Genomic DNA, 22505 nt, shown 5'->3' with positions numbered 1-22505 from the left:
TGCCGGTCCTCGTCCGTTGCTGCGAAGTGCCTTGTGCGCCGTCGCGCGTGGCGCGCGCGGCGTTCGAGCCTCGCGGCCGTGGCCGAGGGCAGGAGCGATCAACGATCGGCGATCTCAAGCAAGTCGGTGGCCAACGCCTCGGCCCGCTGGCGCGCGCTGGGCGCCGGGGAGCCCGCGGGCGCGTCGGGTCGGGGCCGTACGGCGGATCATGCAGGACCTGCGCAACCTGTCGCAAAGCCGCGCGACCCGCGCTGCTCCGGAGGACGTCGCTCCGGGGCGCGGACGGGCCGCGGTCGCGCCGCCGCTCGGACGCCGTGGGGTGGCGCGGCGCGGCGCCGCCGAGGTGAGCGTGGCTCGCGTGAGATGTCCCCGGCGGCGGCCGCGCGTCGCGCGGTCATCGAGGGGCCTGGAGGCTCGAGCCTCCACCTGATGGCGGCGGCCTCCACCTGACGGCGCCGGCCGCCACCATCCGAGGCCGCGGGACGCCTGGGGTCAGGGGCTGCGGCGCGCGTCGCCGGGGGTCAGGGGCTGCGGCGCGCGTCGCGGTTCACGCTCATCGCATGACGCCGAGGGCGGCCTCGATCTGATGGCGGAAGATGACGCCGTGGTCGTCGACCGAGTAGTCGTCTGCTTCGAGCCGGAACGTGCGCGTCGCCGTGACGTCCGCGCGGCCGCTGAAGCGGTACGGGATGACCTGAGAGGAGAACGACTCGCGCAGGAGCTGGAAACCCAGGTCGACGGGGATGCTGACCGGGACGCGGACCTGGGTCGTGCGGTCGGAGGGGAGCCAGACGCCCTCGCCGTCGGCGCGGAAGTCGACGGGCATCGTGTAGCGGCCGGCGAGCATGACCTGACCGCGGACGGCGCGCACCGCGACGTCGTACGAGTTCGGGTTGTGGACGTTGACGACCACGGTCATGAGGACGCCGAGGCTCGGCGGGAAGCCGATGCGGATCCCGGTGATCTCGGCGTGGTCGAGCTGCATCGTCGGCTTGGTGACGCAGGCGGCGCCGGCGATCGCGGTCAGCGCGACGAGCGCGATCGCGGGCAGGCGGCGCAGGGGGGTGGTCTTCCGGGGGCTCGGCACGGCGAGAGCTTACCCGCGCCCGGCCGCCCCGTCACCTCGCAGCGCCGCGGGCGGCGGGCGGGGCGAGCGCGGCGGCCAGCGGCGCGCTTCCCGGCGTCGGCAGGCGGAGATCAGGACGAGCGCCCGGCGGCGTGAGAGGAGAGCGCCCCGGCCGCGGGGCGAACATCGTAATCAGCGCTTACGCGCGCTCGGGCCGATGCGTTTGGAACTCGGTGCATCGCTGCCGCCGAGTGCCGGATCACACCGTGGCCAGACGTCTGGCCACGCACAGCCAGACGTCTGACCACGCGCGGCAACGTGGCGCCCACAGCGCTCAGCGAGCACGGGTCAGTCGAGGATCAGGACGACCCCCCGGCAGTGCCGGCGGCAACGGCGTCGTGCACCTCCTCGCGCGTCCCGGTGCCGGCGAGCAGCAGCCAGGCGTGGAGCGTCGGCAGGTCGTGCATGGCTTCCACGTCGGAGCGCAGCGCTGTAGGCATCGGGCCGAACCGGGCCTCGTACAGCTCGATCGTCGCCCGGGCCATCTGTGCCATCCCCTGCGCCAGCCCCTGCTTGCGTCCTTGCTCGATGAACTGCTCGACGAGCTCCTGCGTGGTCATCACGATCTCCTCTTCCTCCGGCGTCGCCGGCCCGACCTCGGCGATCGCCGCCCGGCAGCGTGGCAGAGGACCCAGCCCGATGGCGCGCTCCGGCGCATCCAGCGGCAGCCGCCGGAAATCCTCGATCGCCTCGCGCAACACGCGCCCTCCGCCCATCAGCCGGATCAGCAGGGTCGAGCGCTCGCGCGGCAGCTCGCTCAGCACGACCAGCGCCGTGCGCAGCAGGCCGGGCCCCTCGTACACGCCCCCGGGCCAGCCGGGCATCCGCGCGGTGCACAGGCCGTCGAGCACGGCCGCCGGACGGCCGGTCGACAGCATCCACAGGAACAGGGCTTCCGCCGCGCGGTCCCTGGCTGCGCGGTCTCGCCACACCGCCAGGTGCTTCTCCACGCACGCGCGCGCCTCCTCGGTGCTCGGCGTGTCGCTGTACGCCTCGATGGTGCACGCCGTTTCCGCGAGGCGGCCGAGCAGCCCGAGGCGCTCCCGCTCCGACGCGCGCGCCGGGTCGGGCTCGTACCACACGTCCGCGTGCTGCGTCTCCCCGGCGACCTCCGCGTTGGTCACGACCTTGCCGGTCGTCGTGAGCCCCTCTTGCGCGACGTCCTTTGCCAGCCGATCGAATCGGTTTCGCATGGCAGGCGCAACCTGACACGCGGCGCAGAAGAGATGAAGAAATAGCACGCTTCGACCGCGCTACGGACACCGCACGATCGCTTACGCGCGCGCTGTCTGATCCGTTTGAAATTCGACACATCGCCCGCCGCCATTCCCTGTCGCGCCGTGGCCAGACGTCTGGCCACGCACAGCCAGACGTCTGGCCATGCGCGGCAACGCGGCGTCGACGGGCCGAGCGAGCACGGGTATGCGATGGATCTCCGGCGGCGGGGCGTCGCCGGTTCACGAGATCACGATGACCTTCGTCGACATGTGTGTAGGAGCTCGGCGCCTGGTGGGAGCTCGGCGCCTGGAGGACGGGCCCCCCGACGGGTTGGCGCCGCGCACGGGTGGCCGAGCGTGCCGTGGATGGCGTATGCGCCATGCACGGCACGCTCGCCGGCCCTCTGCGACGTCAGTCGATGATCACGACGAGCGCCCGGCGGCCGTGCCGGCGGCGATGGCGTCGTGCACCTCCTCGCGTGTCCCGGTGCCGGCCAGGAGGTGCCATTTCTCGAGCGTCGGCAGGTCGCGAATGCCCTCGACGGCGGAGCGCAACGCTGGCGGCATCGGGCCGAACCGCGCCTCGTACAGCGTGATGGTGGCCCGGGCCATCGCCTGCGCCATCCCCTGCGTGCGTCCCTGCTCGATGAACTGCTCGACGAGCTCCTGCGTGGTCATCACGATCTCCTCTTCCTCCGGCGTCGCCGGCCCGACCTCGGCGATCGCCGCCCGGAAGCGTAGCAGAGGACCCAGCCCGATGGCGCGCTCCGGCGCATCCAGCGGCAGCCGCCGGAAATCCTCGATCGCCTCGCGCAACACGCGCCCTCCGCCCATCAGCCGGATCAGCAGGGTCGAGCGCTCGCGCGGAAGCTCGCTCAGCACGACCAGCGCCGTGCGCAGCAGGCCCGGGCCCTCGTACACGCCCGCGGGCCAGCCGGCCATCCGCTCGGTGCACAGGCCGTCGAGCACGGCCGCCGGACGGCCGGTCGACAGCATCCACAGGAACGGGGCTTCCGCCGCGCGGTCCCTCGCTGCGCGGCCTCGCCACACCGCCAGGTGCTTCTCCACGCACGCGCGCGCCTCCTCGGCGCTCGGCGTGTCGCTGTACGCCTCGATGGTGCACGCCGTTTCCGCGAGGCGGCCGAGCAGCCCGAGGCGCTCCCGCTCCGACGCGCGCGCCGGGTCGGGCTCGTACCACACGTCCGCGTGCTGCGTCTCCCCGGCGACCTCCGCGTTGGTCACGACCTTGCCGGTCGTCGTGAGCCCCTCTTGCGCGACGTCCTTTGCCAGCCGATCGAATCGGTTTCGCATGGGAGGCGCAACCTGACACGCGGCGCTGAAGAGATGAAGAAAATAACACGCTTCGACCGCGCTACGGATACCGCACGATCGCTTACGCGCGCGCTGTCCGATCCGTTTGAAATTCGACACATCGCCTGCCGCCGTCGCCTGTCGCGCCGCGGCCAGACGTCTGGCCACGCACAGCCAGACGCCTGACCACAGCGTCGCTCTTCCAGGAGGGAGCATCACGCGGCGGTCGCGGTTCGCTCCAACAAACGATCATACCACTGGAAATAGTCGCGCAGCGCCTTGCGCAACCTCGCGCGGTTCTGCCGGATGGACGCGCTGCTATCCTTGATCTGCCGCCGCGCACTCGCATCCAGCTCGCCCACCGTGATCGAAGAGAACGCGCGCCGCGCGTTCTGAAACTCCCCCTCGATCGTCCGCACCAGCCGCAGGATCTCGTCAAAGCGAGCAGACGCTTCGGCCCATGCGTCTCGCAGCGCGTGAGGGGCATGCGCCGGGAAGATCTCCCTGTGGCCCATACAGTACGTCCTGTTGCCGACCAGGTACCCCACGAAGAAGCGATCGTTCACCGTGAGGCTCCGGCTGGCCGCCGCCGCATAACCATGGACCGTCACGAGCAAATCCACCAACGACCCTAGCTGGAGCTCAACTCCAATCTCAACGTCTCTCACGAGCGCGCGGGACAAGAATTTCGCGCCAGTGCCAACAGCGCCAAACGCGCTACGTTGCCCGAATCGCCGAAAGACGGAAGGCATGTATTGACTGACCATCATGCGTCCCGGATTCGGGGTAACGACCAGGAGCTCCATGCGTCGCGCAACATCCGGCTGGACCTCGGCCTCCAGGTAGCTCCGGATCACCGATTCTACATTGGACGCGCTCAGATACACCCCCGCCTCCGACACGAGGAGGCTCAGGCGGTCGAACATCTCGCCGGCAACGACGGCAAGACCGGCAACCCCGACGAGAAAGTCCGGTCCACAGAATTGCTTCTCGAATCCTGAAAACTCTTCGTCCTCGCTCGCGATCGATGCCTGACTATCAGAGAACATGATTCCGCCGGCTGCGGAGGACATCGCGACATGAACTGTCATGGTCAGCTCCTGGCTTGGGCGCCTTGGCGCCCTGGTCGTCCAACGGCCTGGAGTCATGCATCCACCTGGCCACGTTCTCTCCTCGAAACTGGAAGGAGAGGTGCCACTTCACCCTCTTTGCCTTCCTGAGAAGCGCTGGCCTGCTCTTGTGAACGCTCTCCAGGAAGCCGCTGAAGAACGCCGAAATCAGGAGACCTGGGGACAGGCAGCTCGCGTCTATCTCGAGATGAAACGGACCCTGCGCAGGCCGTCCTGGGAGATCTGCTCCACGACGACCTCGTCGCCGGACGCGACCCATTGCACGACGCCCCCGTCGTCCGAGAGCGCGACCGCGCCCGCCGGATCGCCGTCGTCCCATCGCTCGTACGGGGCGCCGGCGGGCATCTCGGGCGCCGGCTCGCTGCTGCGCTCCTCGCCGTGCGACCCGGCGACACGCACGCTCAGGCCGACGTCGGGGAACCCCTTGCGCACGGCCGCGACGAGCGCGCGGACGCTCGCGATCTCGCTCGCCACCGCGGTGCACGGCGCCACGCTCATCTCGGCGAACGCAGGCGGCGACCAGATCGCGAGATCGCCTTTCTGGAACACCGCCTGATACGCATCGCTCAGCTCGTCCACGCGCTCGGCGCCGACCGCCGCGGCGAGCTCGGCCGCGGCATCGACCGTCATCTCCACGGCCATCCGACCAGGCCAGTCGAACGCGCACACCGGGTACTCCTGCCCGATCGCGAACCGCTCGAAGAGGCGCCGCGCATCCTCGGCCAGGACGAAAGGATCGACCACCCCGTCGTCGACGACGACCTGGCCGCGCGCGTCCATCCAGTACGTCCCGTGGGGGAAGTCGCCCATCGGCGCGCGACCCTTCCGCGGGCGCACGCCTCTCTCGATCTGGAGCCCGACCCCGAACCAGAGCGCCTCTCCCTCCGCCGACGGCACGCAGAGGCCGCCGAAGACCTCCTCGAACCGCAGCAGCGCTCCCACCTCCGTCAGCCCCAGCCGCGCGAGCTGCTCGCGGAGGGCCTCCGGCGGCGTCGCGCGGCCGGGATCCCGCGCAGCGCCCCGCTGCCTGAGCCACGCCGTCGCCCGCGGCGACAGGACGCCCGCCAGCGACCCCGCCGCCCCGCCGCCTTCCTTTCCGCTGCTCACACCCATCCTCCTTCGCTCGACCCGCCGTCAGAGAGCCCCTGGAGCGCCGGCGCGGCCGCGTCCATCGCGCGACGGTCCACGTCGAGGAGCCCCGCGTCCATCAGCCCGCCCCGCCGCCCTGCCGCACCGCCCGCCGCGCGTCACCGGCGCGACGACCCCCTCGGGCGCCAGTTCGGCGGCGGCCGGACGGCCATGTTGCCGGGCGCGTTCGGGTTCTGCATCGCCTCCACGGCGGTGCGCTGCGGGTTGCCCGCCGCCACGCCGTCCCGGTAGCGCTGGCTGGGCTCGTCGATCCCGGGGGTGACGCGGTTCACGAGATCGACGGGCGGCTCGCCCTCGGGGCGACCCTGGTTCGCCTGGTTCTGGAGGTTGCGGATCAGCACCCCGCAGTTCGGGCACGCGTTGCGCGTCCCTCCGTCGTCCTGGGTCGACTCGATGGAATCGACCTCCCGGAGCGCCGCCCGCAGGTGGTTGTTGTTCGGATCGTTCGTCGACCCGCACGTGCCCCTCGGAAGCTGATTCCGCTCCTCGTAGTCGAACAGGTGCTGGCTGAGCGCGGCGGGCTCGGAGCAGTTGGCCGGATGGCGCGTCGCCTGCGGGAACTCCCAGTTGGTCGTCCCGTTCGGCGACTGCACCTGGACCTGGTTCGCCATGTTGTTCCAGACCGTCGGGTGCACCTCGGCGGGGTTGTTCCGATCGCGCCCCGCCGCGCTCCGGCCCGTGGCGCCGGAAGGCCGGATGGTCGTCGTCATCGGCTGGAGCCCGTCCAGATCGACGACGTTCGGGGGCGAGTTCTCCGCATACCCGTACAGCCGCGGGCTGCGCGATATCTCGATCGGATCAGCGCTGATGTACGCGCCGACCTCGGGATCGTAATAGCGAAAGCGGTTGTAGTAGAGCCCCGTCTCGCCGTCCGCGTACTGCCCCGGGAAGCGCAGCGGCGTCGCGCCCGCGCCGCCGCCCTCGAGCGCGCCGAACGCGCGATGCTGCTGCGCGGCCTCGATCGCGCCGGAACCGGAGATCACGAGCTCGGGAAAGCCGTTCGGCGCGTGGACGTAGAACCGCCGCCTGCCCGACGTGTCGATCTCGCCGAGGGGCACCGGGCTGCCGTCGAGGAAGCAGTACGTGCGCACCTCCGCGCCGGGCGCTTCCCCCGCCGGCGCCCCGCGCGTCAGCTCATGGAGGATCTGCTCGCCGTCCCACACGAACTGCACCCGACGCGCGCTCCCGTCACCGGCGCGCACGCGCTTCTCGACACGCCTGTACAGCGCATCGTAGTCGAACTCGGTGACCTGACCGGCGGGATCGCGCACCGATCTCAGGAGACCACGGGCGTCGTAGGCATACGTCCATCGCCCGCCTCCAGGCACGTCCTTCGCGACGAGGCGGCCGCCCTTGTCGTGGTGGTACGCCTGGCCTCCGAGCCGGACCGTCCTCCCGCCGGGGCCGTGCTCGTGCTCCTCGCTGCCCAGCCGGAGATTCCCCGCGGCGTCGTGGCGGAACAGCTCGCCGGCGGCCTCCGCAGGCAGCCGCGCCACGAGCTGGCCCACCGGGTCGTACTGATACCGCGTGACGCCGAGCAGGACATCGGTCTCCTGCTCGAGCAGCCCCACGGGCGACCAGGCATACGACACATCGGACACGACGCCGCGCGGCAGGCGGCCCACCCACTGCGGCTCTCCCTGCGGCACGACGGCCGCGACGGCCGCGTCGGCCTCCGTCACCGTGCGGCGCGCGAGGCGGCCCAGCCCGTCGTACGCGTAGGCGACGCGCCCGCCGCCCGGGAGCACGACCTGCTGCTCGCGGCGCAGCGCGTCCCGGAAAATGTCGAGCGCCTCGTTGCCCCAGTCGACGCGCACGACGTCGCTCATCGCGTCCCGGGTCAGCCGCTCGAGGTACCCGAGCGACGTCGACCGCTCGACGCGCTTTCCCATCACGTCGTGCTTGCTCCTGATCTCGTACGTCTCGCCGCCGATCGCGAGGACCTCGTGGACCAGGCAGCCCCGCGCGTCGTAGGTGCGCCTGCACTCGCTGCTCGCGTTGCGCGCGACGGCCAGCCTGCCCGCCAGGTCATATTCGAACTCGTCGGCGGTGTCGTCGGCATACACGCGCCGCACGAGCTGGCCAGCGGCGTCGTATTCGTACTCCACGCTGTCGCCGCTCGAGCTCCGCCAGGAGATGAGCCGGCCGCAGAGATCCCGCCGCAGCGCGTGGACGCGGCCGTCGAGCGTCTCCTCCTCGACGACATGGCCTGCGCCGTTCCGCCGGTATCGGTGGACACGCCCCTCCTCGTTGATGAGCTCGAGGAAGCGTCCATCCCTGTCGTACCGGTAGCCGATCCGCGTCCCGTCGGGCCGCTCCACCTCGCAGAGCGCGTTGATGCCGCCCCAGGTGAGCTTCCCCGTGCGTCCCGCCGCGTCCGTGATCCTGACGAGCCGCTTCCGGCCGTCGTGATCGTAGCTTGTCCTGGCGCCGGTGGGGTCCTCCAGGAACCGGAGCAATCCGCGCGCGTCGTACGCATACCGCGTCATCCCGCCGGCCGCGTTGGTCATGGCGACGGGGCGGCCCAGGTCGTCGTAGGCGATGCGCTTCGTGGCCCCGCTCGGCTCGGTGACGGCGGTGCAGTTGCCATGCGCGTCGTACTCGAACGCCGTCGCGCCGCCGTTCGGGAGGAGGGCGCGCCGGACGAGGCCGCGTTCGTCGTATTCGTAGCCGACCACGAGCCCGAGACGGTCGGAGATGAAGGTCACGTTGCCCCGCGCGTCGCGCTCGAACCTGATCTCCTGGCCGTCGGGCCGGACCATCGCTGTCACGGCGCCCAGCGCGTCGTAGGCGTACTCGGTGCGCCGGTTGAGCGGATCGATCACGGCCTTCGCCCTGCCGGCCTCGTCGCGCTCGACGCGCGTGACCGCGCCGACGGGATCCGTGTACGAGACCCAGTTTCCGAGCTCGTCGTATTCGTGGGACAGCACGCCTGGTCCCCACGCCACCTTCTCCGCCTGTCCGTTGGCGTTGCCGATGACGCGCTTGAGCTGGGACGCGTCGATGACCTCGGTATACCCGTCGTCCAGGTACGCGAGCCGGGTGTGAAAGAGGCCTTTCGCCTCGGTCTTCCCGTCCGCCAGCACCTCGGGGACGCCGTCGGCGAGGCTCGGGTCGCGCCCCTCGGCGCGCGCTCCCCACGTCTCGACGCAGCGCCCCTGTCGATCGTAGCGGTGGTGGACGACAAGCCCGTCGGGCAGGCGCTGCTCGACGAGCAGGTGCTCGCTGTAGACGAACCGCGTCGCGTGGCCCTCGGCGTCGACGACGGCGACGAGATCGCCGGCAGCGTCGTACTCGTATCGGTGGAACGCGTGCCAGCCGTTCGGCGCCGTGGAGGTCTTGACCTCGAATCGCGCGATACGCCTCGACGCGTCGCGCACGCAACGGACGACGCGGCCGGCGGAGTCCGTGACGGTGAGGAGCTCCGGGCCGTCGTACGCGAGTCGGATCTCATTGCCGTTGCGGTCGACCATCGCGCTCAGCCGGTACACGTCGTCGAGGGCGTCCTGCTCGTGGAAGAGCAGGGTCACGCCGCTCTCGAGGGACAGCGCGAACCCCGAGCGCGCGGCGCGCAGCGACACGCCGCCGAAGAGCCGGCGCGACTCGCCGACGGCCGGGAGGGGCGCCTCGAGGACGGTGCCGTCGTCCTGGAGGATGTCGACGCGCCGGCGGGATGGAATGATCATCCATGCGAGGGAGTGCGACCAGCCGAAGCCGAGCCCCACGTCGCGCTCGCGGGCGGTCGAGGAGTACTGGCGTTGCAGCACGAGGGGCAGCGGGCCTGGCAGCCCGAGATCGATGGCGGGCACCGTGAAGACGCGCCCCGTCACGACGTCGACGGGATCACCCGCGGACGTGCCGCCGTTGCCGCCGTGGCGTGGATTCGTGCAGGCGGCGGCGCCCGTGCCCTGGCCGCACGCATTACCGCCCTTCCCTCCCCCGTCGGCGTTCTGGCCGCCGTTGTTGCCCCCGGCGCCCTGCCCGTCGCCGTTCCCGTTGCCCCCGCGCCCGCCTTTGCCTCCGCCGGCGCCGCCGCCTCCCATCACGAAGACGCCCGGGTTCATGCCGGGAATGGCGGGGATGTTCGGCACCGGTGCTGTTCGAGCCATGGCGGGGATCTTTCCCGCGCGCGGGGCGCGAAGCAAGGGGCGGATGTGTGGGTGGATCTTTGAAGTCGCGCGTCCGCAGGGGCGGGCCGCGGCGCGCGCGCGTCGCGCCCGCCGGCGTGGCCAGACGTCTGGCTGTGCGTGGCCAGACGTCTGGCTGTGCGTGGCCAGACGTCTGGCCACGACCGCGCGGCGCTCCGCTTTCGCTTCCACGTGCCGGGATCGCGCGATAGCCTCGCTGCTTCGACGCGCAGACAAGGGGGCATCGAATGGCGGGGAAGACGGGGAAAACCTCGGCTGTACAGGGCAAGCGCAGGCCTGCGAGCGGCAGGGCGGCGAGCGCGGGCGGCAGGGCGGCAGCGGCGGGCGACAAGGCGGCAGCGGCGGGCGCCGCGCTCGCGCGGGTCCGGGCCGAGGCGGTGAAGGGCGGAGGCGCGGCCGAGAGGCGGGCGCAGGCGCTGCTGGAGCTCATCGAGCGCCGCAAGGCCCGGATCGCGGAGGACTTCTACGAGATCGGCGAGGCGCTGCGGGAGCTCCAGCGGAAGAAGCTGTATCTCGCGCTGGGGCACGCCACGTTCGGGGAGATGCTCAAGGCGCGCGGCATCATGGGGCTGAGCCAGGCCAAGAAGCTCATCGGGGTCGTCGCCGCGCTGCCGCGCGACAAGGCCCTGACGCTCGGGCCGGAGAAGGCCTATGCCCTCACGCGGTACACGGCCGCGACGCCCGAGGTCGATACGCCGGCGTGGCTCCTCGATCAGGGGGCCACGATCGCGGGGAAGCGCGTCGAGGAGATCTCCGTCCGCGAGCTGACCGCCGAGGCCGGCAAGGTGCGCGACAAGGCCACGGGGCCGAAGCGGCGCGACCCCGAGGAGCAGCGCGCCAGGGCGGCGGCCCGGACGGCGCAGGCGGCGCTGCGGAAGCGCGGGGCCAGAGGAGCGACCGTGGAGGCGCGCCGCGAGAAGGGCGGCTACTGGCTGCGCGTCGAGGTGCCGCTGGAGGCGGCCGCGGCGCTGCTGGGCGAGTAGCGGGCGGCGGCGGACTGCGGAGAGCAGCGAGCGAGAGCGAGCGAATGCAGAAGGCGGCGGGGTCGTTCAAGTACACGCGGGTTGCCGTCGTACAGCTCGCGTATCACCCGGCGATCGTCGTGGATCGTAGATCGCCGCTCGAGGATCCGCTGTTCGACCCGAGGGGGGCGTCGGACTCGCTGCTCCCGCCGTCGGGCGAGGTCCCGGAGGCGCTCAAGCCGAAGCTCGACGCGCTCCGGCGGCGCATCCGGGACACGTACGATGCGCAATTGCTCGCGAAGATCCGGGCAGTGCTCGCCGCGTGCCGGGAGTACGGGGCGAGGATCGCCGTGTTTCCCGAGTACAGCATCCCGTGGGAAATCCTCGAGGGCGTCGCCGAGGCCGCGGGGGATATGGTCGTCGTGGCGGGGACGCATACGGTGGATCGGGCGGCGCGGCACTCAGGCGTGTACGAGCGGCTCGGCGCGGCCGTGATCCCGGCGATCGGACAGGCGGTGTGCCCGGTGCTCCACGGCGGCAGGCTGATCGGCTTGCAAGCGAAGCTGAACCCGGCGACCCGGGAGCGGAGCTCGATGCGGCCGGGCGACGCATGGGCGCCCATCGAGATGCCAGGCGGCATCCCGGGGCCCATGGGCGTGCTGGTCTGTCTCGACTTCCTGTTCCGGGAGAGCGAGCCACATCGAGCGCGCGTCGCGGAGCGGCTCGGGGCATGCCGCTTCCTGGCCGTGCCGAGTTTGACGCCGCACGACACGCTGCCGGAATTTGCGGGCAAAGCCTGGGAGGAGGCGCGCCGGTACGGGCGGCCGGTGCTCTACTGCGACGGCGCGGAGGGAGGCGGGACGTCGGTCTACGTCGACGAGGGACAGGTGGGTGACGTGCGGCGGTTTCCGGATCGCGCGGGATATCTCGAGGCGGGTGATGAAGGGGTGATCGTGGCGGATGTGGACCTCGGGTACGAGCGGGCCCGGAGGTCGACGCGGTATGCATCGCCGCGGCCGGTGGTGCCGGTCGCCGAGGCGACGCTCGTGTACCGGGCGCATCCGGCCGGCGAGGGGTATGCGCGATGGCTCGACGGGGCGCGGGAGCTGCTGGAGCGCGACGACGACGAGGCGCTGGAGGCGCTCGTGGCGCGGCTCGAGGAGGCGCGCGATGCGCTGCTGAACGCGGGGGCCCTGTCCGGGGCCGCGGCGCGCGGGAGGCGGCTCAGACGGCTTTATGACGAGCTCGACAGGATGACGAGCGTGGAAGAGATACGGCAGTTTACGCGGGAGGTGGTGGTTCCGGCGGACGTGCTGCCGCTCGACGAGCTGCGGACGGCGATGGCGGGAGCGGCCGCGTACGTGGTGTTCGCGTGGATGACGGAGCGGGAGGCGCGGGAAGCGGGATTCGCCGAGGTGGAGGCGCGGCTCCGGAAGGCGGTGGACGCGAGGCGGGGGGCGGGCGAGTGGACGAGCGAGGGGGCAGCAGCGCTCGGGGCCCTGGCGCAGGCGGTGCGCGGAGCGCCGGAGGCCGACGCGAGCACACGGGACGAGGAGAAGCTGCCGGACGTGCGGGTCGTGCTGCCGGGAGGGCTCGACCCGGCGGTGCTCGGAACGAGAAGGGTTCGGGGGTGGGTGCTCGCGTTTGTCAGGCGCCCAGCCGATTTGGCAGATGTCGTCAAGGAATCCCTCCGGCGCGCCACCGTGGCTGCCCCTGGAATGCGACCACCTGCCGAGGAGCCGGACGACCATGAACTCGTCGCGCGGTTTTCCGACCACCAGATCAACGCGGCAGAAGCACTTTTCTTGCTCGCAACGGCGGAGGCGAGGCAGGTTGTCGCCACCATCGGCATCTCGTCCGAAGACCAGACTGTTCCGCCTGCGATCCTGATCGCTTCGTCCCAAAACGAAAGCTGGTTTCTGTGGACCGACGGCGGCGACATCTTGATGAACAGTTGCTCGGAAGCAATACTCGCCGCCCTCGCCGAGGTCGGGCTCTCAGATGCCGCGTGCGAGATCGTGCCGCCCGATGTGCTGCAGGAGCGGGCTGCGAGCCTCTTGCCCCGCTTCAGCGGCGCACGCGCCAATATCGCAGCACTCCGCGGTCAGCGGTTGCATGAGGTCGATGGAAAGTTCGTGGAACCGGACGCGCGGGTCGACGGAGACGAGCCCACGCCCATGCTCGGCGCCCTCGATGCGTGGCTGTCTTCGGGCGAGCAGACCGCCCTCGTGCTTGGCGAGTTTGGTCTGGGAAAGTCCACCGCGCTCGCCGTATGGGCGGACAGGCGCTGGAATTCCGGCGACGAGCCGCTGCCTCTCCTCGTAAACCTCGCCGGAGCGTCTCCGTCCACGAGAACGGAGCAGCTCCTGCTGCAGGCAGCCGGGCTCAAAGATATCTCCGAGCACCGCGCCGCCCTACAGCTCCTGATCCGACATCGCCGGATTGTCCCCTGCTTTGACGGCTTCGACGAGATGGCGACTCGCCTCGAGGCCACGGAGCTCGCCGGCCGGCTCTCCGCGCTGCTCGAGGTCGCCGAAGGCGGTGGAAAGGTGATCGTCTCCTCGCGAGACAACTACTTCCCCAGCGAGGCGCACCTCACGACCACAACCGTGAACGCGCTGGCGCAGGCGCTCGGCGCATCGGCGGGGATCCGACGCCTGGTGATCCAGCCGTTCACCGACGAGCAGGTGCGCGACCTCGTACGACAGATCCGCGGGGATGGCGGCGCTCGGGCGGCGCTCAGCCGCATCGCCCGGATTTACGACCTCAAGGACCTGGTGCACCGGCCTCTGCTGCTCGGGATGGTGCTGGCCACGCTGGAAGATCTCGCCTCCGGCTCGCAGCTTGGACGGGCGGACCTTTATGAGGCGTACCTGAAGCGATGGCTCGACAACACGCGAAAGGACGACCCGGAGTGCTTCACGGACGAGCAAAAAAAAGAGTTCGCCGAGGCGCTCGCCGAGCAGCTCTGGCGGTCCGGAAAGCCGACATGTACGTGGCAGGAGCTTCAAAGCTCGGTGCGCGCTCGCCTCTTCCCTTTGCTGCCTGAAGGCATGCCACCGGGCGCAGCATTCCTGGAGATCCAAGGGGGCGCGTTCTTCGTTCACGAGGGCGAGGACAGGTATCGCTTCGCACACAGGTCCTTCCTCGAGTATTTCCTTGCCCGCGCGCTGGTCGCGACGCTACCGGAGCGGCCGGAGGAGGCGCTGCGGACGAAGCCCATCACGTACGAGGTGGCCGCCTTCGTCGGAGAGATCCTGAAGAGCTCAGGCGAGCCAAGCCGCGCGCGAGCGGTGCGCGCAGTACAGTCGTTGCTGGCGGTGAAACGGCGGCCGATGAAGCGAGCAAAGCAGGCTACCGAAAACGCCCTGCGGCTGCTACTCGGCCTCTCTCGATGGGCAGAAGACGGAGCCGACTGGATCCCGGGTGGTGCGGATCTCCGTGGGGCGCAGCTCGCCGGCGAGAACTTGCAAGGAGCACCACTCATCGGCGCCAGGCTGGAGAACGCGAACCTCGCGGGAGCCGATCTTTCTCGAGCGGACATGACGGGTGCTGTGCTGCGCGGGGCCACTCTGTCGGGAGCGAAGCTCAATGGTACGATCCTCCGGAGAGCGTTCGCCCATGAAGCCGACTTCCTGCAATCCGAGGCCAAATGTGCTGTGCTCGAGGATGCAAAACTCGCGGGAGCCAATTTTCGACAATCCACCTGGACTGGATGTCTCTGGAACGGTGCGCAGTCTGAACGCGCCGATGTGAGCGCCTGGATAGCTGTCGGAAACAGCAATATCCTTGAGCGCGCCAGCACGCTGGCAGCTATGCCACCGCAAGTACGGGCCGAGCTCGTCTCCGGACATACCGACTATATCAAACAGCTTGCCTGGTCGCCTGATGGCAAGCGCCTGGCCAGCGCCGGATACGACAATGCGGTACGCCTCTGGGACACCCGCACCGGCAAGGAACTCGCTCGCATCGATGGCTATCGGGACTGGGTCATCGACGTGGCCTGGCACCCCGATAGCAAGCGCTTGGTTGGCGCCGGAGACGATAATCAAGTACGCATCTGGGACGCTGACACTGGCAAGGAGATCGCTCGAATCGAACACTCTAACCGGGTGAACGCCGTGGCTTGCCACCCCGATGGCAAGCTCCTGGCCAGCGCCGGTTACAGCAAAGTGATACTACTCTGGGACATCGACACCGGCAAGGAGCTCGCTCACCTGAAGGGACACTCCAACGGAGTCACGGCCGTTGCCTGGCACCCCAACGGCAAGCTCCTGGCCAGCGCCGGCAGCGATAAAACGGTGCGCCTCTGGGACGCCGACGCAGGCAACGAGCTGGCTCGCTTCGTGGGACATTCAGACTGGGTTATGACGGTCGCCTGGCACCCCAACGGCAAGCTCCTGGCCAGCGCCGGCAGCGATAAAATAGTGCGTCTCTGGGACGCCGACACAGGCAACGAGCTGGCTCGTCTCGTGGGACATACAGCCCGGGTCATGACCGTAGCATGGCACCCGGCCGGCGCGATCCTGGTAAGCGCCGGAGACGATAACACGATGCGGCTCTGGGACGTCGGCACAGGCAACGAGATCACTCGCATCGAAGGACACTCCAATACCGCCACGGCCGTGGCCTGGCACCCCAACGGCAAGCTCTTGGCCAGCGCCGGAGATGGCAACACGATGCGGCTCTGGGACGCCGACACGGGCAACGAGATCACTCGCATCGAAGGACACGCCAACGCCGTCATGGCGGTGGCCTGGCATCCAAATGGCAAGCTCCTGGCTAGCGCCGGAGACGACAACAAGGTGCGCATCTGGGACGCCGACTCGGGCAAGCAGCTCGCTCGTCTCGAGGGACATTGGAGCCGGGTCTTGGCCTTGGCCTGGCACCCCGATGGCAAACGCCTGGCGAGCGCCGGAAACGACAATACAGTACGCCTCTGGGATGCCGACTCAGGAAAGCAACTAACTCGCTTCGACGGACATTCCAATCGGGTCTTGGCCTTGGCCTGGCACCCTGACGGCAAACGCCTGGCGAGCGTTGGAGACGACCACACCGTGCGTCTCTGGGACGCCGACACAGGCGAGCCACTTGCTCGTCTCGACGGCCATTCAAGCTGGATCATAGCCGTCGCCTGGCACCCAGATGGCAAGCTCCTAGCTAGCGCCGGAAACGACAATACCGTCCGCGTCTGGGACGCCAACACATGCACGCAGCTCATGCACCTCGGAGGACACTCGGATGCGGTCGTGGCTGTGGCCTGGCGCCCCGATGGCAAAGTCTTGGCCAGCGCCGGACACGACAAAACGGTCCGCCTTTGGGACGTCGACTCAGCCAGCGAGCTTGCTCGCCTGGAGGGGCACTCGAACTGGACCATGACGGTGGCTTGGCACACGGACGGCAAGCTTTTAGCAAGCGCTGGATATGATAACACGGTGCGTCTTTGGGATTCCGACACCGGCCAGCAACTTGCGCAGCTTGAGGGATGTTCTAGCGGGGTCATGGCCGTGGCTTGGCACCCCAACGGCAAACTCCTGGCCAGCGCCGGACTTGATGGCTCGGTGCAGATCTGGAGCTCCTCTGAGCGTAAGCTTCTCATCTCGCTCGAGTCTGCAGGCCCGGCCACCCTAGCCCGCACCGCCGGTGGCTTCTGTCTGTTCGATGACAACCAGCCCGACCGCGCTCGCCTCGCCCTTCGCCGTCCCGATTCTACGACCACACTTTACCTCCCGCTCGCCGGTTTCCGCGACGTCCTCCACCGCCCCGACAAGGTGAAGGCCGCCCTTGCCGGCGATCTCAGCGGTGACAACCTCGAGGAGGAGCTTGCCAAGCATGGCTATGCGGGGGGATTGCCCTGGGATGGCGAGGAGCACTTCATCGACGCCGCCGCAGACACTCCCCTCGCGTCTCCCACTCCCCGTTCCGCGCTCGCCACAAGCCGCGCGCTCGCCCCGGTGCCGCGCACGCTCTCCCTCCCCGCCGGCCCCCTCCCCAATCCCTTCCGCCCCGGCCCCGCCCTCACCGACGCCTCCTCGCTTCTCCCCGGCCGCGCCCCCGTCCTCGCCGAGCTCCTCGCCCTCATCGAGAGCCGCAGCCCCGCGGTCCTCCGCGGCCCGCGCCGCTCGGGCAAGACGTCGATCCTGCACCACCTCGCCGCGCGCCTCTCCCCCACCCGCGCCGTCCACCACCGCACCCTCGAGGGCCGCGCCTCGCCCCTACGCACCGCCGACGAGCTCGCCGTCTTCCTCGACCCTTCTCTCCAGTCCGACGCCACCCCCGCGCTCACGCTGCGCGACCGCCTCTCCGCCGCCGGCAACGCCGTTCTCCTCCTCGACGAGGTCGCCAACCTCCACCAGGCCGACGCCACCGTCTTTGCCTGGCTGCGCGCCGTCGGGCAGGAGCAGACAAGCGTCGTCCTCGTCGGCTCGCACTGGGACTGGGTCACCGTCGTCGAGCACGCCTTCGCCGCGGCCCCGGGCTCGTCGTTCGGCAACGACGTCACCCCGGTCAACCTCGGTCCGCTCGCCGAGGCGGACGCGATTCGCTTCCTCGTCGACACAGCGCCTCCCGACGTCCCGCTGGAGGCCGAGCGCACCGCGCGCTGGATCGTCGAGCTCTGCGGGCCGTGGCCGTTCTATCTGCAAGTCATGGGCTACGCCCTCGTCCAGGCCGTGCGCGCCGGCCAGCGCCGCGCCCTCGTCGAGCGCGCGGGCGTGCGCGACCTCTACGAGCAACGCCTGCTCCTCGACCGCGACGCCGCCTTCTTCAGGGCGCGCTGGGCCGAGCTCCCGGAGCGCGCGCGGGGCGTCCTCGGCGCGCTCCGCGGCGCGCCGGACGCCGCGCTGCCCGAGGTGCGCCGGCTGCCCTCCGAGGACGTCGCCGTCCTCTGCGACGCGGGGCTCTGCGATGCGCTCGGGACATGGCTCGCCGATCCGCCGTTCTTCGACTGGATAAGGCGGGTGGCCAGGGAGCCAGGGAGAACATCGTGATGCGCGCGTTCGACGTGAGGAGACCCTACTCGCCGGAGCGCGACGTCCGCGACCACGGGCAGCTCCTCGATCTCCTGCTGTCCCTGCCCGCGAACGGCGTCGTCTGGCCGCTCGTCGGGGCGCGCAGGGCCGGAAAGACGTGGACGCTCAAGGCGCTCGAGCACCACCTCGGCAGCGCCGGCGGGATGAACGTGCGCTACATGGACCTCCGCAAGGCCGGCCCGACACTGCCCGTCGTGCCGCCGGGGACGACGCTCCTCCTCGATGAACCTCAGCTCGCCGGCAAGGGCGGCAGCCCGCGCGACGCGACCGCCTTCCTGAGGTGGTGCGGCGACCTCTATGGCAGCAGCACGCGCGTGCTCCTCGCCATGAGCCCCGCCGAGTGGATCGCGCTCGAGCGCGCCGCGGACGGAGACGCCGGGCTCCTGTCCTCGCGCGACATGCGCTTCCTCGATCCCCTCACGCCCGCGGAGACGCTCAAGCTTGCCCGCACCGAGGCGTCGCGCGCGCTCCTCCCGGATCTGCCCGCCATCTGGCGCCGGAATCCCTTCCTCCTCGAGTTCGTGTTCGAGGTCGCCGAGCAGTCGCCCGATCTGGCGAAGGAGCCGTGGACGCTGCTCTGGACTGCGCGCGTGCGCAGCGAGCTCCGGGAGTTCGCCTACCACCGGGCCGTGTTCGACGACGGCCTGACCGACGCGCAGCGGGGCGCGCTCCGCGACATCGCGCGCGGCGCGGCGCCCCGCGACGAGAACGTCGATCTGCTCGAGCGATGCGGCCTCGTGCAGCGGCGCGGCGGGCGCTCGGTGCTCGCCGATCCGATCCTCGAGGCGAACCTGTGCCCGCTGCGGATCCACCACGTCTCCGACATCCATTTCGGCCCGAAGGCCGCCGAGCGCGTCGACGTGAAGGAGAGAGGCAAGCACAGCGACACCATGGCTCCGGGGCTGGGCGCCCCGCGCGTGTGCGATCACTACGTCGACCACGTCGCCGAGCTCGCCGCCGCCGGCCGCGCGCCGCACCTGCTCGTCATCTCGGGCGACGTCGCCGAGTGGGCCGACGACGCCCAGTACGCCGAGGCGCGCGTGTGGCTCGAGAGGATCTGCAGGCACCTCGCGGATCACCCGCGCTTGCCGCCCGACGAGCCCAACGTGCTCCTCGTCGGCGGCAACCACGACGTCGACTGGCGGCAGGCCGCGGGGCCGGCCCAGGCCGCGACGCAGGCGCGCCACGTCCCTTTCGCGAGGGCGTTCGACGACCACCCGCGCTGCGCGCGGCCGCAGCTCGACGAGCCGCCCGAGACACGGGCGCTCGCGGTGGCGCGGTACGCGGACCTCGGCGTCGAGTTCGCGCTGCTCGGATCGGCGGAGTTCGGCGGGCAGCAGGAGGCAGACCCGGTGCGGGACGAGCTCCTGTCGCTGATCGGCCGCCTGCGCCAGGGCGCCATGGACGAGCCGGACGCCGAGCGGGCCGCGGTCCTGCGCGACAACGTGGCGCGCATCGATCCCGGCCTGGTCCACGACGCGGACCTCCAGCGGGTGCGCCGGGCGCAATGGCACGCGCCGATCAAGATCGCAGTGCTGCACCACCCGGTGTCCCCGCTCCCGGCCACCGAGCTCGCCCGCTTCGGCGGCCTGATCAACGCCGGCGAGGTGAAGGACGCGCTCGTCCACAAGGAGTTCTGCCTGGTGCTCCACGGCCACTGCCACACAGGCTGGTTCGGCAAGGAGCAATGGCCCGAGCGGCACGAGGACTGGACGATCCGGATCGCCGCGGCGCCGTCGCTGTCCAGCCGCGAGGTGCAGGAGCACAACGGCTACAACGAGATCGAGATCGCGCGCGATGGCGTCGGCGGCGACGTGAGCTATCGAATCCACGTTCACCGCGTCGTGCGCGAGGGCGGGACGTGGGCCCGGAGGGTATCGATGGGGCCGTTCGCGCCGGGGAAGTAGCGAACGGCCAGACGTCTGGCTCTCCGTGGCCAGACGTCTGGCTCGTGGCGCTGCCGTGCGGCGCATTGTGGCACAGCCTGGTCTGATGGGTCGGCTGTACATGGCACGTTCCAGGACGTGGCGACGTGATTTCTGCAGGGAGCTGCGCTGGCACGCAGCCTGCTGATACCCGGCGTCATGCGAACGGCGACTTGGTTGATGGCCATGGGGTTGTCAGCCCTGGTGGGGTGCAGCTCGGGCCAGGGCGGGAGCGCGGGAGGGGGCGGCCAGGGCGGGGGCGGCTCGGTCGAGGCCCCCGTCGAGTGCTTCGAGGTGAAGCCCGGCTGCGTTGTGCCCTCGGACGTGACGCGGATCGAGAATCCGGACGTCTCGGCGGAGGACCGGGCGTCGCTCGCACACCACAACGCGAGCTTCGCGCTCGACATCGGCCGCGCGCTCCACAGCGCGACAGAGAACGTCGTCTACGCGCCTCTCAGCATCTCGACGGCGCTCGCGATGACCTACGCGGGCGCGCGGACAACGACGGAGCAGGCGATGGCCGCGGCGATGCGCTTCGAGCTCCCCCAGGAGCGGTTGCATCCGGCGTTCAACGACGTGGAGCTCCAGATCCAGAAACACGCCCAGGACGGCGGCTTCCGGCTCCGCACGGCCAACACGATCTGGGCGCAGATCGATCTCCCGATCGAGAAGCCGTTCCTGAACGTGCTCGGCGAGCACTATGGCGCGCACGTGCGGCTCGCGGATTTCCTCACCGCCACGAAAGAGGCCGAGGGGCTCATCAACGCGTGGGTGAGCGACCGGACGGAGGGCAAGATCCCGAAGCTCCTCGATGACGACGTGACGCCGGAGACGGTGGCCGTGCTCGTCAACGCCATCTACTTCAGCGCCGCGTGGAAGACGGCGTTCGAGAAGGACGCGACGCAGCCGGGGGCGTTCCAGCGCGACGACGGTTCGAGCGTCACCGCCCAGATGATGCGCGGCATGCATCAGGGGAGCTACGGCGCCGGCGACGGCTGGGAGGCGGTGGGGATCCCGTATGCGGGGTCCGCCGTCTCGATGTTCGTCGTGCTGCCCGCCAAGGGGACCGCGGACGCGTTCGAGGAGTCGCTCGACGGCGCGGCGCTCGAGGCGATCATCGACTCGACCTACGAGCAGCCTGTCGTTATCACGATGCCGAAGTTCTCGTTCGGCACGTCCGCCTCTCTCAACGAAGCGCTCAAGGCGCTTGGCATGGGGGTCGCCTTCGGCAGCGAGGCCGACTTCACGGGCATCGTCGTGAACCCCAGCATCTGGATCCACAAGGTCATCCACGCGGCGAGGATCGACGTGGACGAGGCCGGGACCGAGGCATCAGGGTCGACCGCGGTCATCCTCAATTCCACGGGCTCGGGTCTCCCGGCTCCGCCTGCGGCGATCGTCCTGGACCGCCCGTTCTTCTTCTTCATCCGCGACGTGTCGACGCAGGCGATCCTCTTCGCAGGACGCGTCAACGACCCGACGGCGCGCTGAGGATCGGGCCCCGCCCGGCGCGGGGGCGGGCCGGCGCCTGCCAGACGGGGGCGCCTGAAACAGGTGAGGCCCGGGACTCTGGCCTGATCCCGGGCCTCGGTTTGCCGCCCTCTGCGCACACCCACACGTTCAAGGTCAGAGGTCAGTCCTTACACCGCCGTGTTCTGCCATTGAACTACCGGCCACCGTGTTCCGCGCGCCGGGGCGGGAGCGCCCCGGCGCGAGCTTCTGCTCTTCGGCCGTCTGGTTGTTCGCCTCCTCGCGGACGAACTTGACCGCGCGCGCCCTGCTACAGTGCGGCCATCGTGCACGCCACAACGAAGCTGATGCTCATCCGGCACGGGGAGACCGACGACAACCGCGCGCAGGTCTTCCAGGGACAGGCGGGGCGCGGGCTCAACGCGCGCGGGCGCGAGCAGGCCGAGCGGCTCGCGGGGCGGTTCGCCGGCGGGCGGATCCGGCTCTCGGCGGTCTACTGCTCCGACCTCGAGCGCGCCGCGGAGACGGCGGAGCGCGTGGCCTCGGCGCTTGGCCTCGAGGCCGTCGCGGACGCTGCGCTGCGGGAGGTGAGCCTCGGCGCCTGGCAGGGGCTCAGCCGCGCCGACGTGCAGGCGCGCTTCCCCGAGGAGTGGGCCGCGTGGCGGCGCGGCGTCGATGTCCGGCGCGGCGGCGGCGAGACGTACGCGGAGCTCGGCGATCGCATGATGCGCGCGCTCGACCGGATCGCGGAGCGGCACGCGGGCGAGGCGGTCGGGGTGGTGTCCCACGGCGCGGCGATCAAGACGGCTGTCGGGCGGATACTCCAGATGGACGCCGGCGGGCTGAAGGCGCTGCAGGTGCCGGCCAACACGGGCGTCTCCCTGATCGAGCACGACCCGAGCAACGGCTACCGCGTCGTCGTCTGGAACGACGCCGCTCACCTCGGCGACGCGCTCGCCGAGGCGCTCTCCGCCCCGCCGGCGTGAGGCGCGACGCCGTGGCCAGACGTCTGGCCACGGACAGCCAGACGTCTGGC

Annotated in this window: 11 protein-coding genes; 5 read left to right on the top strand and 6 right to left on the bottom strand. The window is 70.5% G+C overall.

What is annotated here, in order from left to right; all coding sequences use genetic code 11:
• Positions 1-553 precede the first annotated feature (553 nt).
• From WME76_RS09770 to WME76_RS09745, 6 genes are all read right to left on the bottom strand, one after another.
• Positions 554-1087: an LEA type 2 family protein gene (locus WME76_RS09770; RefSeq protein WP_433935869.1), complete on the bottom strand. Its 534-nt coding sequence runs from the start codon at positions 1085-1087 to the stop codon at positions 554-556.
• 338 nt (positions 1088-1425) lie between these two features.
• On the bottom strand, positions 1426-2319 hold the full coding sequence (locus tag WME76_RS09765) for a hypothetical protein (protein ID WP_437959886.1): 894 nt from the start codon (positions 2317-2319) through the stop codon (positions 1426-1428).
• Positions 2320-2766: 447 nt separating this feature from the next.
• Positions 2767-3654, bottom strand: coding sequence for a hypothetical protein (locus WME76_RS09760; protein WP_437959885.1), 888 nt, complete (start codon positions 3652-3654; stop codon positions 2767-2769).
• A gap of 215 nt (positions 3655-3869) precedes the next feature.
• Entirely contained in the window at positions 3870-4745 is an 876-nt protein-coding gene (locus WME76_RS09755) for a hypothetical protein (RefSeq protein ID WP_437959884.1), read from the bottom strand.
• Positions 4746-4961: 216 nt separating this feature from the next.
• The gene (locus tag WME76_RS09750) at positions 4962-5891 is read right to left on the bottom strand and encodes a hypothetical protein (RefSeq protein WP_437959883.1); all 930 of its coding nucleotides are present in this window, start codon (positions 5889-5891) and stop codon (positions 4962-4964) included.
• Positions 5892-6031: 140 nt separating this feature from the next.
• Complete coding sequence (locus WME76_RS09745) at positions 6032-10042, bottom strand: RHS repeat-associated core domain-containing protein (protein WP_437959882.1); 4011 nt, start codon at positions 10040-10042, stop codon at positions 6032-6034.
• A gap of 266 nt (positions 10043-10308) precedes the next feature.
• Between WME76_RS09745 and WME76_RS09740 the strand changes: the two genes are divergently transcribed.
• The 5 genes from WME76_RS09740 (at position 10309) to WME76_RS09720 (ending at position 22455) form a co-directional block, all read left to right on the top strand.
• Positions 10309-11064, top strand: a complete 756-nt coding sequence (locus WME76_RS09740) for a hypothetical protein (RefSeq protein WP_437959881.1) — start codon at positions 10309-10311, stop codon at positions 11062-11064.
• Between the two features lie 44 nt (positions 11065-11108).
• A complete protein-coding gene (locus WME76_RS09735) occupies positions 11109-18032 on the top strand; it encodes an eIF2A-related protein (RefSeq protein WP_437959880.1) in 6924 nt (2307 codons plus the stop codon).
• A complete protein-coding gene (locus WME76_RS09730) occupies positions 18032-19981 on the top strand; it encodes a metallophosphoesterase family protein (RefSeq protein WP_437959879.1) in 1950 nt (649 codons plus the stop codon). The genes WME76_RS09735 and WME76_RS09730 overlap by 1 nt, the downstream gene beginning before the upstream one ends.
• 204 nt (positions 19982-20185) lie before the next feature.
• Positions 20186-21490: a serpin family protein gene (locus WME76_RS09725; protein WP_437959878.1), complete on the top strand. Its 1305-nt coding sequence runs from the start codon at positions 20186-20188 to the stop codon at positions 21488-21490.
• A 305-nt stretch (positions 21491-21795) separates the two neighbouring features.
• Positions 21796-22455 carry a histidine phosphatase family protein gene (locus tag WME76_RS09720; RefSeq protein WP_437959877.1) on the top strand — a complete coding sequence of 220 codons (660 nt, stop codon included), beginning with the start codon at positions 21796-21798 and terminating at the stop codon, positions 22453-22455.
• Positions 22456-22505 lie beyond the last annotated feature (50 nt).

The organism is Sorangium sp. So ce119, from assembly GCF_051524405.1.
GTDB lineage: Bacteria > Myxococcota_A > Polyangia > Polyangiales > Polyangiaceae > Sorangium > Sorangium cellulosum_G.
Note: the sequence above shows the minus strand (reverse complement) of the source record. Positions and strands in the feature narration are given on the sequence as shown.

What these genes read in the sequence shown, in the direction of transcription:
- WME76_RS09765 (WP_437959886.1), bottom strand. Translation starts at nt 2,319, where the DNA reads ATGCGAAACCGATTCGATCGGCTGGCAAAGGACGTCGCGCAAGAGGGG.
- WME76_RS09760 (WP_437959885.1), bottom strand. Translation starts at nt 3,654, where the DNA reads ATGCGAAACCGATTCGATCGGCTGGCAAAGGACGTCGCGCAAGAGGGG.
- WME76_RS09755 (WP_437959884.1), bottom strand. Translation starts at nt 4,745, where the DNA reads ATGACAGTTCATGTCGCGATGTCCTCCGCAGCCGGCGGAATCATGTTC.
- WME76_RS09745 (WP_437959882.1), bottom strand. Translation starts at nt 10,042, where the DNA reads ATGGCTCGAACAGCACCGGTGCCGAACATCCCCGCCATTCCCGGCATG.
- WME76_RS09740 (WP_437959881.1), top strand. Translation starts at nt 10,309, where the DNA reads ATGGCGGGGAAGACGGGGAAAACCTCGGCTGTACAGGGCAAGCGCAGG.
- WME76_RS09735 (WP_437959880.1), top strand. Translation starts at nt 11,109, where the DNA reads ATGCAGAAGGCGGCGGGGTCGTTCAAGTACACGCGGGTTGCCGTCGTA.
- WME76_RS09730 (WP_437959879.1), top strand. Translation starts at nt 18,032, where the DNA reads ATGCGCGCGTTCGACGTGAGGAGACCCTACTCGCCGGAGCGCGACGTC.
- WME76_RS09725 (WP_437959878.1), top strand. Translation starts at nt 20,186, where the DNA reads ATGGGGTTGTCAGCCCTGGTGGGGTGCAGCTCGGGCCAGGGCGGGAGC.